The organism is Bacillus sp. LNXM65, from assembly GCF_002998575.1.
GTDB lineage: Bacteria > Bacillota > Bacilli > Bacillales > Bacillaceae > Bacillus.
In genome coordinates, this window is sequence record NZ_PVRB01000010.1 from 18,984 (window position 1) to 36,382 (window position 17,399).

The following is a 17,399-nucleotide window of genomic DNA, read 5'->3' on the forward strand; positions in this document are numbered from 1 at the left end:
TATACAGCCTCCATGTCTTAATGGAGGCTTTTTATATGGAGAACCGTTCGTTAGGAACGTGATGGCCTGATCGGTATAAGTGTTACACAAAGAATGTACAGGAGGTGTAACCATGAGCAATGCAATCGATACTAAAAAAGTTGTCGTTGATGAAATTACTTCTAAATTTAAAGACAGTATGTCTACTGTAATTGTAGATTACCGTGGTCTTTCAGTTTCTGAAGTGACTGAACTTCGTAAACAGCTTCGTGATGCTGGCGTAGAATTCAAAGTTTACAAAAATACTTTGACTCGCCGTGCAGTTGAACAAGTTGAACTAACGGGTTTAAACGATTTCTTAACAGGTCCAAACGCTATCGCATTCAGTAACGAAGATGTTATCGCACCTGCGAAAATCATCAACGAATTTGCGAAAAGCCACGAAGCTTTAGAAATCAAAGCTGGTGTCATCGAAGGAAACGTAGCGACTGTAGAAGAAGTGAAGGCTCTTGCGGAACTTCCGTCTCGCGAAGGCTTACTTTCTATGTTGCTTAGCGTTCTTCAAGCTCCAGTTCGTAACCTTGCTCTTGCTACTAAAGCAGTTGCAGAACAAAAAGAAGAACAAGGCGCTTAATGCGTACTTAACGTAAAAAACTTAAAATGGAGGAATTACAAATGGCTTTAAATATCGAAGAAATCATTGCTTCAGTTAAAGAAGCAACTGTACTTGAGTTAAACGACTTAGTAAAAGCAATCGAAGAAGAATTTGGCGTAACTGCTGCTGCTCCTGTAGCTGTAGCTGCAGCTGGTGGTGCCGCTGCTGAAGAGAAAACTGATTTTGATCTAGTACTTACTGGTGCTGGAGACCAAAAAATCAAAGTTATCAAAGTGGTTCGTGAAATCACTGGTCTTGGCTTGAAAGAAGCTAAAGAACTTGTTGACAACACTCCAAAACCACTTAAAGAAGGTATTGCTAAAGAAGAAGCTGAAGAACTTAAAGCTAAGCTTGAAGAAGTTGGCGCTTCTGTAGAAGTTAAGTAATCTTCGCCTAATCTTTTGGGAAAGCTCGCTTTTACTGGCGGGCTTTTTCTTTTCTATTCTCCTGAAACGATTGAATCCAGAGGAGGTCCATTCATCATGAGTGACCACTATTATACGGAAAAGCCATCAGTGAAAAGCAATAAACAGACATGGGACTTCACCTTGAGAAACCGTACCTTTACTTTTACAAGTGACAGTGGAGTGTTTTCTAAGAAAGAAGTCGACTTTGGTTCAAGGCTTTTAATTGAAGCTTTTGAAGAACCTGACGTGGATGGCGATGTCTTAGATGTCGGTTGCGGTTATGGACCGATTGGCTTATCGTTAGCAAACGAAATGACGAGCCGCACCATTCATATGATTGATGTGAACGAAAGAGCAGTCGAACTTTCAAAGGAAAACGCTAAACATAATCGCATTGATAATGTCCGCATCTATCAAAGTGATTTGTTCTCGAATGTTCATTCATCAGCTGCTTTTGCCTCTATACTGACCAATCCCCCAATACGGGCAGGGAAGAAAGTTGTACATGCGATCTTTGAAAAAAGTGCTGATCATTTATTGCCGGAAGGTGAGTTGTGGGTGGTTATTCAGAAAAAGCAGGGCGGACCATCTGCGATTGAAAAATTAGAACAGCTCTTTGGAGAAGTCGAGGTTGTATTGAAAAAAAAGGGCTACTATATTATCAAAGCTAAAAAAGTTTGACGCAGTTTCCTAGCTGTGTTAACATTATAAAATGCCAATGTGTATATTTTGCTTGATAGGCTTAAAAAACAACTATTTTGTATAAATTATGCATACTTGGGAAAACTAATAAAATCGGTATTTGTTTTTGGATGTGGTTTTCTTATTTTAGAAACCCTTTTTTCTTTTGTCTTGTAAAAGTATTTCTTTACTGACATTTGAAAGGCTGAAATACTTTTTACACATATAATACGCATGATTTGAGGGGTGAATCAGTTGACAGGTCAACTAGTTCAGTATGGACGACACCGCCAGCGCAGAAGCTACGCACGCATAAGCGAAGTGTTAGAATTACCAAATCTCATTGAAATTCAAACCTCTTCTTATCAGTGGTTTCTTGATGAGGGTCTTAGAGAGATGTTTCAAGATATATCCCCAATTGAGGATTTTACTGGTAACCTTTCTCTTGAATTCATTGATTACAGCCTAGGGGATCCTAAGTATCCTGTAGCAGAATCAAAAGAACGTGATGTAACTTACTCTGCTCCACTAAGAGTAAAAGTTCGTTTAATTAACAAAGAAACTGGAGAAGTAAAAGACCAAGATGTGTTCATGGGTGATTTCCCAATCATGACAGACACAGGTACTTTTATCATTAACGGTGCGGAACGTGTAATCGTTTCTCAGTTAGTGCGTTCTCCAAGTGTATATTTCAGTGGTAAAGTAGACAAAAACGGTAAAAAAGGTTTTACTGCGACTGTCATTCCAAACCGTGGCGCATGGTTAGAATACGAAACTGATGCGAAGGATGTAGTCTATGTACGCATCGATCGCACACGTAAGTTGCCGGTTACGGTTCTTTTGCGTGCTCTCGGCTTCAGCTCTGATCAAGAGATTCTTGACCTCATTGGCGAGAATGAATACTTACGCAACACGCTGGAAAAAGACAATACAGAGAATGCGGATAAAGCACTTCTCGAAATCTACGAGCGCCTCCGTCCTGGAGAGCCGCCAACTGTTGAAAATGCGAAAAGCCTGCTAGACTCTCGCTTCTTCGATCCGAAGAGATATGACCTAGCTAATGTTGGACGCTACAAGATTAATAAAAAGCTTCATATTAAAAATAGACTGTTCAATCAAAAATTGGCTGAAACGTTAGTTGACCCTGAAACAGGTGAAATTCTAGCAGAAAAAGGTCAAATTTTAGACAGAAGAGTTCTTGATAAAGTTCTTCCATACTTAGAAAACGGCATCGGATTTAGAAAGCTTTATCCAAATGGTGGCGTAGTAGAAGATGAAGTAGAACTTCAATCTATTAAGATTTATGCACCGTCTGATCAAGAAGGCGAGCAAGTGATCAACGTGATCGGGAATGCATACGTAGAGGAAGCTGTGAAAAACATCACGCCTTCTGACATCATTGCATCGATCAGTTACTTCTTCAACCTTCTTCATGGTGTAGGTGACACAGATGATATCGATCACCTTGGTAACCGTCGCCTGCGTTCTGTAGGTGAGCTTCTGCAAAACCAATTCCGTATTGGTTTAAGCAGAATGGAGCGTGTTGTTCGTGAAAGAATGTCGATCCAAGACACAAACACGATCACACCTCAGCAACTGATCAACATCCGTCCTGTGATCGCTTCTATCAAAGAGTTCTTTGGTAGCTCTCAGCTTTCTCAGTTCATGGATCAAACAAACCCGCTTGCTGAATTGACGCACAAACGTCGTCTGTCGGCGCTTGGACCGGGTGGTTTGACACGTGAGCGTGCAGGAATGGAAGTTCGTGACGTTCACTACTCTCACTATGGCCGTATGTGTCCGATTGAAACACCAGAGGGTCCAAACATCGGTTTGATCAACTCTCTATCTTCATTTGCAAAAGTGAATCGCTTCGGCTTTATTGAAACACCTTACCGCCGGGTTGACCCTGAAACAGGTAAAGTGACACCGAGAATCGATTACTTAACTGCTGATGAAGAGGATAACTACGTTGTAGCACAAGCGAATGCTATATTAGGTGAAGATGGTTCGTTTATCGATGATAATATCATTGCTCGTTTCAGAGGGGAAAACACAGTTGTTCCTCGAAACCGCGTTGACTACATGGACGTTTCGCCAAAGCAGGTTGTTTCTGCAGCGACAGCATGTATCCCATTCTTAGAAAACGATGACTCTAACCGTGCTCTAATGGGAGCGAACATGCAACGTCAGGCTGTGCCTTTGATGCAGCCGGAATCACCGATTGTTGGTACAGGTATGGAGTATGTATCAGGGAAAGACTCTGGTGCTGCTGTTATCTGCCGCTACCCTGGTGTTGTAGAACGTGTTGAAGCGAAAAATATTTGGGTTCGTCGCTATGAAGACGTTGACGGACAACAAGTCAAAGGAAATCTAGACAAATACAGCTTGCTGAAATTTGTCCGCTCTAACCAAGGGACTTGCTACAACCAGCGTCCAATCGTAAGTGTTGGAGATGAAGTCGTAAAAGGAGAAATCCTTGCAGACGGTCCTTCAATGGAAAAAGGTGAATTGGCTCTAGGACGTAACGTCATGGTCGGCTTCATGACTTGGGACGGTTATAACTACGAGGATGCGATCATCATGAGTGAGCGCCTTGTAAAAGATGACGTCTACACGTCTATTCATATTGAAGAATATGAATCAGAAGCTCGTGATACAAAGCTTGGACCGGAAGAAATCACTCGTGATATTCCAAACGTTGGGGAAGATGCTTTACGCAACCTTGACGAGCGCGGAATCATCCGTATTGGTGCAGAAGTAAAAGACGGAGACCTTCTTGTAGGGAAAGTAACGCCTAAAGGTGTAACAGAACTAACAGCTGAAGAACGTCTATTACATGCAATCTTCGGTGAAAAGGCTCGTGAAGTGCGTGATACGTCTCTACGTGTTCCACACGGCGGCGGCGGAATTATCCACGACGTCAAAGTCTTTAACCGTGAAGATGGAGATGAATTACCTCCAGGTGTAAACCAGTTAGTCCGCGTATACATCGTTCAGAAGCGTAAAATTTCTGAAGGTGACAAAATGGCCGGACGACATGGTAACAAAGGGGTTATCTCTAAAATCCTTCCAGAAGAAGATATGCCGTATCTTCCAGATGGAACACCGATTGATATCATGTTAAACCCTCTAGGGGTACCATCTCGTATGAACATCGGTCAGGTACTTGAGCTTCATATGGGTATGGCTGCACGTTACCTTGGCATCCACATTGCGTCACCAGTATTTGATGGTGCGCGCGAGGAAGATGTTTGGGAAACGCTTGAAGAAGCAGGTATGTCCCGTGATGCGAAAACAGTCCTTTATGACGGTCGAACTGGTGAACCATTCGATAACCGTGTATCAGTCGGAATCATGTACATGATCAAACTGGCTCACATGGTTGACGATAAACTTCACGCTCGTTCAACTGGACCATACTCACTTGTTACGCAGCAGCCACTTGGCGGTAAAGCACAGTTTGGTGGTCAGCGTTTCGGAGAGATGGAAGTATGGGCGCTTGAAGCTTACGGTGCAGCATACACACTTCAAGAGATCTTAACAGTTAAATCGGATGACGTTGTAGGTCGTGTGAAAACATACGAGGCCATCGTCAAAGGGGATAACGTCCCTGAACCAGGTGTCCCTGAATCATTCAAAGTGTTAATTAAAGAACTTCAAAGTTTAGGTATGGATGTCAAAATCCTATCTGGCGATGAAGAAGAGATAGAAATGAGAGATTTAGAAGACGATGAGGAAACGAAGAAAGCAGACGGATTAGCGTTATCTAATGACGAAGATGCTGCAGACCTCGCACCTGTCGATCTTGAACGTGACGCAGTCACAAAAGAATAGCAGAAACGATTAGAGCAAGTGACTAGGGTATAACCCGAAGATTAAAAGGGAGGTAGGCCCCTTGCTAGATGTGAACAATTTTGAGTATATGAACATCGGTCTCGCATCACCTGATAAAATCCGTTCTTGGTCTTTTGGTGAAGTGAAAAAGCCTGAAACGATTAACTATCGTACACTGAAACCTGAAAAAGATGGTCTCTTTTGTGAACGTATCTTCGGACCGCAAAAAGACTGGGAATGTCATTGTGGAAAGTATAAACGCGTTCGTTATAAGGGTGTTGTATGTGACCGTTGTGGTGTAGAAGTAACACGGGCAAAAGTCCGTCGTGAGAGAATGGGGCATATCGAACTGGCTGCCCCAGTTTCCCACATTTGGTATTTCAAAGGTATCCCAAGCCGTATGGGTCTTGTTCTTGATATGTCACCACGTGCGTTAGAAGAAGTGATTTACTTCGCTTCTTACGTTGTGACAGATCCGGGCAACACACCGCTTGAGAAGAAACAACTTCTTTCTGAGAAGGAATTCCGTGCGTATTTAGATAAATACGGTAATACGTTCCAAGCAGCTATGGGTGCAGAAGCAATCAATAAACTTCTTCAAGATATCGATCTTGTAAAAGAAGTAGATACACTGAAAGAAGAGCTGAAAACTGCTCAAGGACAGCGTCGTACACGTGCGATTAAACGCCTTGAAGTGCTAGAAGCCTTCCGTAACTCAGGAAACAAACCATCATGGATGATTCTTGATGTACTTCCGGTTATTCCGCCAGAATTACGTCCAATGGTCCAGCTTGATGGTGGACGTTTTGCTACTTCTGACTTAAACGACCTTTATCGTCGTGTTATCAACCGTAACAATCGTCTGAAACGTTTATTAGATCTTGGCGCGCCAAGCATCATCGTTCAGAACGAGAAGCGTATGCTTCAAGAAGCTGTCGATGCCTTGATTGATAATGGACGTAGAGGCCGACCAGTAACAGGACCAGGAAATAGACCATTGAAATCTCTTTCTCATATGCTGAAAGGGAAACAAGGACGTTTCCGTCAAAACTTGCTCGGTAAACGTGTTGACTATTCTGGACGTTCCGTTATCGTCGTAGGACCACATTTGAAAATGTATCAGTGTGGACTTCCGAAAGAAATGGCTCTTGAATTATTCAAACCATTCGTGATGAAGGAGCTTGTTGAAAAAGGTTTAGCTCACAACATCAAGAGTGCGAAGCGTAAAATTGAGCGCGTGCAGCCGGAAGTCTGGGATGTTTTAGAATCAGTTATTCGTGAGCACCCAGTCTTACTAAACCGTGCACCGACTCTTCACAGACTTGGTATTCAAGCGTTTGAACCTACACTTGTGGAAGGACGCGCAATTCGTCTGCATCCACTTGTATGTACAGCCTACAACGCTGACTTTGACGGTGACCAAATGGCGGTTCACGTACCATTATCTGCTGAGGCTCAAGCTGAAGCTCGTATCTTAATGCTTGCTGCTCAAAACATTTTGAACCCGAAAGATGGAAAACCTGTTGTTACGCCATCTCAGGATATGGTGCTTGGTAACTACTACCTTACACTTGAGCGTAAAGGTGCTATCGGAGAAGGTATGGTCTTCAAAGATACTGACGAAGCCCTTCTAGCTTATCAAAATGGGTATGTGCATCTTCATACACGTGTAGCTGTTGCAGCTAGCTCGTTGAAGAATGTGACATTCACTGATGAACAGCGTTCTAAATTGTTGATTACAACAGTTGGAAAACTGATCTTTAACGAAATCTTACCGGAATCATTCCCTTACATGAATGAGCCGACAAAGAGCAATATTGAAGAAAAAACGCCTGACCGCTTCTTCCTTGAAAAAGGTGAGGATGTCAAAGCTGCGATCGAGAAACAAGAAATCAATGCGCCGTTCAAAAAAGGTATTTTAGGTAAAATCATTGCGGAAATCTTTAAGAGATTCCATATCACTGAGACATCTAAAATGCTTGATCGCATGAAAAATCTTGGTTTCAAATACTCTACTAAAGCGGGTATTACGGTTGGTGTGTCTGACATCGTCGTATTAGATGATAAGCAGAAGATCCTCGAAGAAGCACAAGCAAAAGTAGATAACGTCTTGAAGCAATTCAGACGTGGTTTGATTACTGAAGAAGAGCGTTACGAGAGAGTCATTTCGATCTGGAGTTCTTCTAAAGATGTCATCCAAGGTAAACTGATGAAGTCCCTTGATGAAGTCAACCCAATCTACATGATGAGTGACTCTGGAGCGCGTGGTAACGCATCTAACTTCACTCAGCTGGCTGGTATGCGTGGTCTGATGGCCAACCCGGCTGGACGTATCATTGAACTTCCGATTAAATCTAGTTTCCGTGAAGGTTTAACCGTATTGGAATACTTTATTTCCACTCACGGAGCGCGTAAAGGTCTTGCCGATACAGCCCTTAAAACAGCTGACTCAGGTTACCTCACGCGTCGTCTCGTCGATGTTGCACAGGATGTTATCATCCGTGAAACAGATTGCGGTACAGACCGTGGTATCTTGGCGAAGTCCATTAGAGAAGGAAATGAAATTATTGAGAAGCTTGAAGAACGTCTGATCGGACGTTTTGCAAGAAAACCAATTGTTCATCCTGAAACGGGCGAAGTCATTGTGGACGAAAACGAACTAATTGATGAAGATAAAGCACTTGAAGTAGTTGAAGCAGGAATTGAGGAAGTATGGATCCGTTCTGCATTTACATGTAACACGCCTCATGGTGTATGTAAACGATGCTACGGCCGTAACCTTGCAACTGGTACTGACGTTGAAGTCGGTGAAGCAGTTGGAATCATCGCTGCTCAATCAATCGGTGAGCCAGGAACACAGCTTACAATGCGTACGTTCCACACCGGTGGGGTAGCAGGAGACGATATCACACAAGGTTTACCTCGTATCCAAGAGCTATTTGAAGCGCGTAATCCGAAAGGGCAAGCGACCATTTCTGAAATTGATGGTGTCGTTGCTGAAATTAACGATGTTCGTGACAAGCAGCAGGAAATTGTGGTTCAAGGCGACGTTGAAACTCGTTCTTACACAGCTCCTTACAATGCGCGTCTGAAAGTTGTTGAAGGTGACAAAGTCACTCGTGGTCAAGTACTGACAGAAGGTTCGATCGATCCGAAAGAACTTCTTAAAGTGACTGACATGACAGCTGTTCAAGAATATCTGCTTCATGAAGTACAAAAAGTATACCGTATGCAAGGGGTAGAAATCGGAGATAAGCACGTTGAGGTAATGGTTCGCCAAATGCTTCGTAAAGTGCGTGTCGCTGATGCAGGGGATACAGATGTATTACCAGGCACACTTCTTGATGTACATCAATTCACTGAAGCGAACAAAAAAGTACTATTCGAAGGCAAACGTCCTGCAACAGGCCGTCCAGTTCTTCTTGGTATTACAAAAGCATCGCTTGAAACAGACTCATTCTTGTCTGCGGCATCCTTCCAAGAAACGACTCGTGTCCTAACAGATGCGGCGATCAAAGGAAAACGTGATGAACTGCTTGGCTTGAAAGAGAATGTTATCATCGGTAAACTTGTTCCAGCTGGAACAGGAATGCCAAACTACCGTAAGGTTAAGCCGGTTTCACAAGTGCAGCCGTCTGACGATATGGTTCCTGTAGAGTAATCTTTCTCGTGAGATTCCTATAAAATCATCAAAAATGGTGAAGGATGTCAAGATAATCTGTCATATGATATTGACATCCTTCTGCCATGATGATAATATAACCAAGGTGCTCAAAATAAAACCTGTTACTTTGGAGGATATTCGATGTCTTATGATAAAGTATCACAGGCTCAATCCATTATTATTGGTACGAAGCAAACAGTAAAAGCTCTGAAACGAGATTCAGTAAAGGAAATCGTCGTAGCGAAAGATGCTGATCCTGCTTTAACAGCTAGTGTAATAAAACTAGCGCAAGAGAAGGGTGTAGACATTTTAGTGGTAGATTCCATGAAAAAGCTCGGCAAAGCCTGCGGAATTGAAGTTGGGGCAGCAGCTGTTGCCATTATGTTATAGCGTACTTGTTTTGTTTTTGCATGTGTAAATGCAAAAGCATTGTTTTTTGCCTTTTGATGAACCACCTGGGTATGTGGGTTATAAAAAAAGCAACGAAGGGAGGAATAACAACATGCCTACAATTAATCAGCTAATACGCAAAGGACGCGTGAGTAAAGTTGAAAACTCAAAGTCTCCTGCACTTAACAAAGGATACAACAGTTTCAAAAAAGAGCACACTAACGTAACATCTCCACAGAAGCGCGGGGTTTGTACTCGTGTCGGTACAATGACACCGAAAAAACCAAACTCAGCACTACGTAAATATGCTCGTGTACGTTTGTCTAACCTGATTGAGGTAACAGCTTACATTCCTGGTATCGGACATAATCTACAAGAGCACAGTGTAGTACTTATCCGTGGCGGACGTGTAAAAGACTTACCGGGTGTACGTTACCACATCGTTCGTGGTGCGCTTGATACTGCCGGAGTTGACGGTCGTATGCAAGGACGTTCTAAATACGGAACAAAACGCCCTAAACAAAGCAAATAATACAAACAAACATAAGGGTTTTTAGAAGTTGATATCAGATCAGTGGAGTCAGGCAACTGACAATGATATTGAGATGAGAGACAGATAGAAATCCTTTTAAATGAGAAGGGAGGCTATCAGATGCCACGTAAAGGTCCTGTAGCAAAAAGAGACGTATTGCCAGATCCAATTTACAATTCTAAACTTGTATCTCGTTTGATCAACAAAATGATGATCGACGGTAAAAGAGGAAAGTCACAAACAATTCTCTACAAGTCATTTGATATCATCAAAGAACGTACTGGTAATGAAGCGATGGAGGTTTTCGAACAAGCCTTGAAAAACATCATGCCAGTTCTTGAAGTTAAAGCACGTCGTGTAGGTGGAGCCAACTACCAAGTTCCTGTAGAAGTTCGCCCAGACCGTCGTACTACTTTAGGTCTTCGCTGGTTAGTAAACTACGCTCGTCTTCGTGGAGAAAAAACGATGGAAGAGCGTCTTGCTAACGAAATCCTTGACGCAGCTAACAACACTGGTGCTGCTGTTAAGAAACGTGAAGATACACACAAAATGGCAGAAGCGAACAAAGCATTCGCTCACTACCGCTGGTAGGATTTATACCAAACTAAAAAAACTATTCCCTAATAAGGAAGGAGAAATTACCCAATGGCAAGAGAGTTCTCCTTAGACAAAACTCGTAATATTGGTATCATGGCTCACATCGATGCCGGTAAAACGACAACGACTGAGCGTATCTTATACTACACTGGTCGTATCCATAAAATTGGCGAAACTCACGAAGGAGCTTCCCAAATGGACTGGATGGAGCAGGAGCAAGAACGTGGTATTACAATCACTTCTGCTGCTACTACAGCACAATGGAAAGGTTACCGTGTAAACATCATCGATACACCAGGACACGTAGACTTCACAGTTGAAGTTGAACGTTCTTTACGTGTACTTGATGGTGCGGTTACTGTTCTAGATGCACAATCAGGTGTAGAGCCACAAACTGAAACAGTTTGGCGCCAAGCAACAACTTACGGAGTACCTCGTATCGTATTCATTAACAAAATGGATAAAACAGGTGCGGACTTCCTTTACTCTGTAGGCACATTAAGAGATCGTCTTCAAGCGAACGCTCATGCAATTCAATTGCCGATCGGCGCTGAAGATCAATTCGAAGGAATCATCGACCTTGTAGAAAACGTAGCATACTTCTACGAAGATGACCTTGGAACTCGCTCTGATGCACAAGAAATCCCTGCTGAGTATAAAGACAAAGCTGAAGAGCTTCGCAACAGCCTAATTGAAGCTGTCGCTGAGCTTGACGAAGAGCTTATGGAAAAATACCTTGAGGGTGAAGAAATTACAATTCCTGAATTGAAAGCTGCAATCCGTAAAGGAACGTTGAATGTTGAATTCTATCCAGTTCTTGTTGGATCTGCTTTCAAAAACAAAGGTGTTCAGCTTGTACTTGACGCTGTGCTTGATTACCTTCCTGCACCAACTGATGTTGCTGCAATCAAAGGTACCTTGCCAGATTCAAATGAAGAGGTTGTACGTGAGTCTACTGATGACGCACCATTCGCAGCCCTTGCTTTTAAAGTAATGACTGACCCTTATGTTGGGAAACTAACTTTCTTCCGTGTATACTCTGGAACACTTGATTCTGGTTCTTACGTGAAGAACTCTTCTAAGAACAAGCGTGAACGTGTTGGACGTATCCTTCAAATGCACGCAAACAGCCGTGAAGAAATCTCTACTGTATATGCAGGGGATATCGCAGCAGCTGTAGGTCTTAAAGATACATCAACTGGTGACACTCTTTGTGACGAGAAAAGTCTTGTTATCCTTGAGTCTATGGAATTCCCAGAGCCAGTTATCGATGTAGCAATCGAGCCTAAGTCTAAGGCTGACCAAGATAAAATGGGTATCGCTTTAGCTAAACTAGCTGAAGAGGATCCAACATTCCGTACACAAACAAACACTGAAACTGGTCAAACGATCATCTCTGGTATGGGTGAGCTTCACCTTGATATCATTGTTGACCGTATGAAGCGTGAGTTCAAGGTTGAAGCTAACGTAGGAGCTCCTCAAGTTGCGTACCGTGAAACATTCCGTTCTGGTGCAAAAGTTGAAGGTAAATTCGTACGTCAGTCTGGTGGACGTGGTCAGTTCGGACACGTTTGGATCGAATTCGAACCAAACGAAGAAGGCGCAGGCTTCGAATTCCAAAATGCAATCGTCGGTGGGGTTGTTCCTCGTGAATACATTCCAGCTATTCAAGCAGGTCTTGAAGATTCACTTGAAAATGGTGTATTAGCTGGATTCCCATTAATCGACATCAAAGCAAAATTATTTGATGGATCTTACCACGACGTTGACTCTAACGAAATGGCGTTTAAAATTGCTGCATCTATGGCATTGAAAAATGCTGTCAGCAAATGTAACCCAGTTCTACTTGAGCCAATGATGAAAGTGGAAGTCGTTATCCCTGAAGAATACATGGGAGACATCATGGGTGATATCACATCTCGTCGTGGACGTGTAGAAGGTATGGAAGCTCGCGGTAACGCTCAAGTTGTTCGCGCAATGGTTCCACTTTCTGAAATGTTCGGATATGCAACTGCACTCCGTTCTAATACACAAGGACGCGGTACTTTCACTATGCACATGGATCACTACGAAGAAGTGCCTAAGAGCATCAGTGAAGAAATCATCAAAAAAAATAAAGGTGAATAATTGATTTTGCCTTTAAACTAAAGTATAACTACTATTGAAGATCAGAAAGTGAGAGGTAACTCTTCACTTTCTATCACTCTATACCAAATACAATGAACCTTTAAGGAGGATTTTTAGAATGGCTAAAGAAAAATTCGACCGTTCCAAATCGCATGCTAACATTGGTACAATTGGACACGTTGACCATGGTAAAACAACTCTAACTGCTGCTATCTCAACAGTTCTTCATAAGAAATCTGGTAAAGGTACGGCTATGGCTTATGACCAAATCGATGGTGCTCCAGAAGAGCGCGAGCGTGGAATCACAATCTCAACAGCACACGTTGAGTATGAAACTGAAACTCGTCACTATGCACACGTAGACTGCCCAGGACACGCTGACTATGTTAAAAACATGATCACTGGTGCTGCTCAAATGGACGGCGCGATCTTAGTAGTATCTGCTGCTGATGGTCCAATGCCACAAACACGTGAGCACATCCTACTTTCTCGTAACGTAGGTGTACCATACATCGTAGTATTCCTTAACAAATGTGACATGGTTGACGATGAAGAGTTACTTGAACTTGTTGAAATGGAAGTTCGTGACCTTCTTTCTGACTATGACTTCCCTGGTGACGATGTACCTGTTATCAAAGGTTCTGCTCTTAAAGCTCTTGAAGGTGATGCTGATTACGAAGCAAAAATCTTCGAACTTATGGATGCGGTTGATGAGTACATCCCAACTCCAGAGCGTGACACTGAGAAGCCATTCATGATGCCAGTTGAGGACGTATTCTCAATCACTGGTCGTGGAACAGTTGCTACTGGTCGTGTTGAGCGTGGACAAGTTAAAGTCGGTGACGAAGTTGAAATCATCGGTCTTCAAGAAGAAAACGGTAAAACAACTGTTACAGGTGTTGAAATGTTCCGTAAGCTTCTTGACTATGCTGAAGCTGGTGACAACATCGGTGCACTACTTCGTGGTGTATCTCGTGAAGATATCCAACGTGGTCAAGTACTTGCTAAACCAGGTACAATCACTCCACATAGCCGTTTCAAAGCTGAAGTTTATGTACTTTCTAAAGAAGAGGGTGGACGTCATACTCCATTCTTCGCTAACTACCGTCCGCAGTTCTACTTCCGTACAACTGACGTAACTGGTATCGTACATCTTCCAGAAGGTACTGAAATGGTAATGCCTGGCGATAACACTGAGATGGAAGTTGAACTTATCTCTACTATCGCTATCGAAGAAGGAACTCGTTTCTCTATCCGTGAGGGTGGACGTACTGTAGGTTCTGGCGTCGTTTCAACTATCATTAAGTAATAAAACATATAAAAGAGACTCCTTGCAAAAGGGTCTCTTTTTTTGCTTTTCCAGATCAGAACGGCTACTATAAGCTATAGAATCTAATTGGAACCGAGAGGATCACTGGAATGGCGAAGATATATTTGAAGAAATGGTTAATCGGCGGGGTTGACCAATGGATTATGATCAAAGAAGATCACACAAATGAAGCGAAACCTGTTCTTTTATTTTTACACGGTGGGCCCGGCTCCGCTCAAATTAGCTATATCGACTCGTTTCATGAGGAACTTAATCAAGATTTTACAGTAGTTCATTGGGATCAGCGAGGCGCGGGACTTTCCTATCAAAAGAATCTCCCCGATACTTCCATGACCATTCAGCAATTTATTGAAGATACGATTGAACTGACAGAGAAAGTCCTTTCATATCTAGGTCAATCAAAATTGTACATCGCAGGATATTCATGGGGATCACTAATCGCCATACAAGCAGTACATAAGCGTCCAGATCTATATCATGCTTATTATGGAATTAGTCAGGTAGTAGATGTATTAAAAGAAGATATTATGTCGTACGAGCTCCTTTTGGAGAAATACCATCGGAATCGGTTGTTTACTTGGTGCCTGCGATTACTGACGCCTCCTCCGTGGAAACGAATATCAGCTCATGCTCTGTTCTCTCTATATAAAGAGCTCGGCAGCGTAGGTCTCACACATAGGTGGAGGCCGCTTATTCAAATGCTGCGCGGATTTCTTTTTAGTAAGGAATATCAGCTGAAAGATAAGTGGAAGTTCCTTAAAGGACAGAAGTTTAGTCAGGACATGCTATGGGATGAATTGATGAATGAGAGCATTGAATACCGAGTTTCTACTATATTAATACCTTGCTACTTTATCATTGGCGCATATGACATGATTACACCAGCTGCTGTATCAAAACCATATGTTGACCAATTAACAGCACCAATCAAAGAATGGTTCACCTTTAAAGAATCTGCACATTCCCCGCATCTAGAAGAACCAGAAGAATTTATCCGTACCATAAAAAAGACTGCTGTACATCATCTTCAGGGAAAGCTTGATTTATAGGCTGAACCCCTGTATAATATGAAAAGTGTGCAAATCATAAATTTATCCGATTTATTATTGCAACACGCAGGCCAATTTGGTACAATAGTGCATGTTGGTCTTTGACTGCGATGAAGTGAGAGGTTGCTGACACACCCGGCCGCTTTGCCATGGCAAGGTGATCAGGTTTTTCTCACGGAGAACTGTCTAACGTAAGTAGGCGAAAAGGAGGGAAAATAATGGCAAAACAAAAAATTCGTATTCGTTTAAAAGCATATGATCATAGAATTCTTGATCAATCTGCTGAGAAGATTGTTGAAACGGCTAAGCGTTCTGGTGCTAGTGTATCTGGTCCAATCCCGCTTCCAACTGAAAAATCAGTTTACACAATCCTTCGTGCGGTGCATAAGTACAAAGATTCTCGTGAGCAATTTGAGATGCGTACTCACAAACGTCTAATCGACATCGTGAATCCAACTCCACAAACAGTTGATGCACTTATGCGTTTAGATTTACCATCTGGTGTAGATATCGAAATCAAACTTTAATTCAAATAGAAAACACATATTATAGGAGGTGTGACTAATGACCAAAGGAATCTTAGGTAGAAAAATTGGTATGACGCAAGTATTCGCAGAAAACGGTGATCTTATCCCTGTAACTGTTGTTGAGGCTGCTGCTAACGTTGTTCTTCAAAAGAAGACTACTGACACGGATGGCTATGAAGCAATCCAAATCGGTTTTGACGACAAACGTGAAAAGCTTTCTAACAAACCAGAGAAGGGCCACGTTGCTAAAGCGGAAACTGCTCCTAAGCGCTTCGTAAAAGAATTACGCGGTGCGGAGTTAGATGCGTATGAAGTTGGTCAGGAAGTCAAAGTTGATATTTTCGCAAATGGAGATATCGTAGATGTAACAGGAACATCAAAAGGTAAAGGATTCCAAGGGGCTATCAAGCGCCACGGACAATCACGCGGACCAATGACTCACGGTTCACGTTACCACCGTCGTCCTGGTTCAATGGGACCTGTTGATCCAAACCGAGTATTCAAAGGTAAACTTCTTCCAGGTCGTATGGGCGGAGAGCAAATCACTGTCCAAAACCTTGAGATCGTTAAAGTTGATGCAGAACGCAATCTACTATTGATCAAAGGAAATGTACCAGGAGCTAAAAAATCTCTAGTAACTGTAAAGAGTGCAGTTAAATCTAAATAACTCTCTTAGGAAAGGAGGAAACAAGTCATGCCAAAAGTAGCATTATTTAACCAAAACGGTTCTACTAACGGTGAAATCGAATTAAACGCTTCTGTGTTTGGAATCGAGCCAAACGAAAGCGTAGTATTCGATGCTATTCTTATGCAAAGAGCTTCCTTACGTCAAGGAACTCATAAAGTAAAAACTCGTTCTGAAGTACGTGGCGGAGGTCGTAAGCCTTGGAGACAGAAGGGTACAGGTCGTGCTCGTCAAGGTTCTATTCGTTCACCACAATGGCGCGGAGGCGGTATCGTATTCGGTCCAACACCACGCAGTTATTCATATAAATTACCTAAAAAAGTTCGCCGCTTGGCTATCAAGTCAGTATTGTCTTCTAAAGTAATCGACAACAACATCATCGTTCTTGAAGATTTGACTCTTGATGCAGTGAAAACGAAAGAATTCGCAGGCATCCTTAAAGGATTATCTGTTGAGAAGAAAGCGTTGATCGTCACTGCGGATGCAAACGAAACAGTTGCTTTATCTGCTCGTAACATCCCTGGAGTAACAGTTGTTGAAGCTAACGGTATCAACGTTCTTGACGTTGTCAACCACGACAAACTTCTGATCACTAAAGCAGCGGTTGAAAAAGTAGAGGAGGGACTTGCATAATGAAAGATCCTCGTGATGTTCTAAAGCGCCCTATCATTACTGAACGTTCTGCTGATCTAATGACAGAGAAGAAGTACACGTTCGAAGTTGATGTCAGAGCTAACAAAACAGAAGTGAAAGACGCTGTTGAAGAAATCTTTGGAGTGAAAGTTGAGAAAGTCAACGTTCAAAACTACAAAGGGAAATCTAAACGCGTTGGACGCTACACTGGTATGACTAGCCGTCGCAGAAAAGCGATCGTGAAATTAACTGCTGACAGCAAAGAAATCGAAATTTTTGAAGCGTAAATCTTAAAAAGAAGGAGGG

At 42.5% G+C, this 17,399-nt stretch carries 15 protein-coding genes and 1 other annotated feature (1 of these 16 only partly in view); all 15 genes read left to right on the forward strand.

Features of this window, described 5'->3' with window-relative positions:
- Nucleotides 1-43: a sequence feature (ribosomal protein L10 leader region), on the forward strand; it begins 98 nt to the left of the window's first position.
- Between the two features lie 69 nt (nt 44-112).
- The 15 genes from rplJ (at nt 113) to rplW (ending at nt 17,380) form a co-directional block, all read left to right on the forward strand.
- Entirely contained in the window at nt 113-613 is a 501-nt protein-coding gene (rplJ, locus tag C6Y03_RS17575; protein ID WP_034665618.1) for a 50S ribosomal protein L10, read from the forward strand.
- A gap of 41 nt (nt 614-654) precedes the next feature.
- Nucleotides 655-1,020: a 50S ribosomal protein L7/L12 gene (gene rplL / locus C6Y03_RS17580; protein WP_106039694.1), complete on the forward strand. Its 366-nt coding sequence runs from the start codon at nt 655-657 to the stop codon at nt 1,018-1,020.
- A 96-nt stretch (nt 1,021-1,116) separates the two neighbouring features.
- Nucleotides 1,117-1,722, forward strand: a complete 606-nt coding sequence (locus C6Y03_RS17585) for a class I SAM-dependent methyltransferase (protein ID WP_044139657.1) — start codon at nt 1,117-1,119, stop codon at nt 1,720-1,722.
- A gap of 255 nt (nt 1,723-1,977) precedes the next feature.
- A complete protein-coding gene (gene rpoB / locus C6Y03_RS17590) occupies nt 1,978-5,559 on the forward strand; it encodes a DNA-directed RNA polymerase subunit beta (RefSeq protein WP_003217223.1) in 3,582 nt (1,193 codons plus the stop codon).
- A 61-nt stretch (nt 5,560-5,620) separates the two neighbouring features.
- Nucleotides 5,621-9,220: a DNA-directed RNA polymerase subunit beta' gene (gene rpoC / locus C6Y03_RS17595; RefSeq protein WP_034665614.1), complete on the forward strand. Its 3,600-nt coding sequence runs from the start codon at nt 5,621-5,623 to the stop codon at nt 9,218-9,220.
- A gap of 144 nt (nt 9,221-9,364) precedes the next feature.
- Nucleotides 9,365-9,613 carry a 50S ribosomal protein L7ae-like protein gene (locus tag C6Y03_RS17600; RefSeq protein WP_034665612.1) on the forward strand — a complete coding sequence of 83 codons (249 nt, stop codon included), beginning with the start codon at nt 9,365-9,367 and terminating at the stop codon, nt 9,611-9,613.
- Nucleotides 9,614-9,725: 112 nt separating this feature from the next.
- Nucleotides 9,726-10,145: a 30S ribosomal protein S12 gene (rpsL, locus tag C6Y03_RS17605; RefSeq protein ID WP_003216962.1), complete on the forward strand. Its 420-nt coding sequence runs from the start codon at nt 9,726-9,728 to the stop codon at nt 10,143-10,145.
- A gap of 120 nt (nt 10,146-10,265) precedes the next feature.
- A complete protein-coding gene (rpsG, locus tag C6Y03_RS17610; RefSeq protein WP_003216884.1) occupies nt 10,266-10,736 on the forward strand; it encodes a 30S ribosomal protein S7 in 471 nt (156 codons plus the stop codon).
- A gap of 54 nt (nt 10,737-10,790) precedes the next feature.
- Nucleotides 10,791-12,869 (forward strand): elongation factor G, encoded by a 2,079-nt coding sequence (gene fusA, locus C6Y03_RS17615; protein WP_034665610.1) that lies wholly within the window; start codon nt 10,791-10,793, stop codon nt 12,867-12,869.
- 118 nt (nt 12,870-12,987) lie between these two features.
- Nucleotides 12,988-14,178, forward strand: coding sequence for an elongation factor Tu (tuf, locus tag C6Y03_RS17620; protein WP_034283892.1), 1,191 nt, complete (start codon nt 12,988-12,990; stop codon nt 14,176-14,178).
- 110 nt (nt 14,179-14,288) lie between these two features.
- The gene (locus C6Y03_RS17625; protein ID WP_106039695.1) at nt 14,289-15,248 is read left to right on the forward strand and encodes an alpha/beta fold hydrolase; all 960 of its coding nucleotides are present in this window, start codon (nt 14,289-14,291) and stop codon (nt 15,246-15,248) included.
- A gap of 218 nt (nt 15,249-15,466) precedes the next feature.
- Nucleotides 15,467-15,775 (forward strand): 30S ribosomal protein S10, encoded by a 309-nt coding sequence (rpsJ, locus tag C6Y03_RS17630; RefSeq protein ID WP_003156464.1) that lies wholly within the window; start codon nt 15,467-15,469, stop codon nt 15,773-15,775.
- 37 nt (nt 15,776-15,812) lie between these two features.
- Nucleotides 15,813-16,442, forward strand: coding sequence for a 50S ribosomal protein L3 (gene rplC, locus C6Y03_RS17635; protein ID WP_012008703.1), 630 nt, complete (start codon nt 15,813-15,815; stop codon nt 16,440-16,442).
- A 27-nt stretch (nt 16,443-16,469) separates the two neighbouring features.
- Nucleotides 16,470-17,093, forward strand: coding sequence for a 50S ribosomal protein L4 (rplD, locus tag C6Y03_RS17640; RefSeq protein ID WP_007496312.1), 624 nt, complete (start codon nt 16,470-16,472; stop codon nt 17,091-17,093).
- Nucleotides 17,093-17,380 carry a 50S ribosomal protein L23 gene (gene rplW, locus C6Y03_RS17645; RefSeq protein WP_003217016.1) on the forward strand — a complete coding sequence of 96 codons (288 nt, stop codon included), beginning with the start codon at nt 17,093-17,095 and terminating at the stop codon, nt 17,378-17,380. The genes rplD and rplW overlap by 1 nt, the downstream gene beginning before the upstream one ends.
- Nucleotides 17,381-17,399: the final 19 nt, after the last annotated feature.

Excerpts from the sequence above, each read along its gene's own strand:
- rplW (WP_003217016.1), top strand. The coding sequence starts at position 17,093 with ATGAAAGATCCTCGTGATGTTCTAAAGCGCCCTATCATTACTGAACGT.
- rplD (WP_007496312.1), top strand. The coding sequence starts at position 16,470 with ATGCCAAAAGTAGCATTATTTAACCAAAACGGTTCTACTAACGGTGAA.
- rpsG (WP_003216884.1), top strand. The coding sequence starts at position 10,266 with ATGCCACGTAAAGGTCCTGTAGCAAAAAGAGACGTATTGCCAGATCCA.
- rplJ (WP_034665618.1), top strand. The coding sequence starts at position 113 with ATGAGCAATGCAATCGATACTAAAAAAGTTGTCGTTGATGAAATTACT.
- rplC (WP_012008703.1), top strand. The coding sequence starts at position 15,813 with ATGACCAAAGGAATCTTAGGTAGAAAAATTGGTATGACGCAAGTATTC.
- rpsL (WP_003216962.1), top strand. The coding sequence starts at position 9,726 with ATGCCTACAATTAATCAGCTAATACGCAAAGGACGCGTGAGTAAAGTT.
- C6Y03_RS17585 (WP_044139657.1), top strand. The coding sequence starts at position 1,117 with ATGAGTGACCACTATTATACGGAAAAGCCATCAGTGAAAAGCAATAAA.
- fusA (WP_034665610.1), top strand. The coding sequence starts at position 10,791 with ATGGCAAGAGAGTTCTCCTTAGACAAAACTCGTAATATTGGTATCATG.
- C6Y03_RS17625 (WP_106039695.1), top strand. The coding sequence starts at position 14,289 with ATGGCGAAGATATATTTGAAGAAATGGTTAATCGGCGGGGTTGACCAA.
- rplL (WP_106039694.1), top strand. The coding sequence starts at position 655 with ATGGCTTTAAATATCGAAGAAATCATTGCTTCAGTTAAAGAAGCAACT.
- tuf (WP_034283892.1), top strand. The coding sequence starts at position 12,988 with ATGGCTAAAGAAAAATTCGACCGTTCCAAATCGCATGCTAACATTGGT.
- C6Y03_RS17600 (WP_034665612.1), top strand. The coding sequence starts at position 9,365 with ATGTCTTATGATAAAGTATCACAGGCTCAATCCATTATTATTGGTACG.
- rpsJ (WP_003156464.1), top strand. The coding sequence starts at position 15,467 with ATGGCAAAACAAAAAATTCGTATTCGTTTAAAAGCATATGATCATAGA.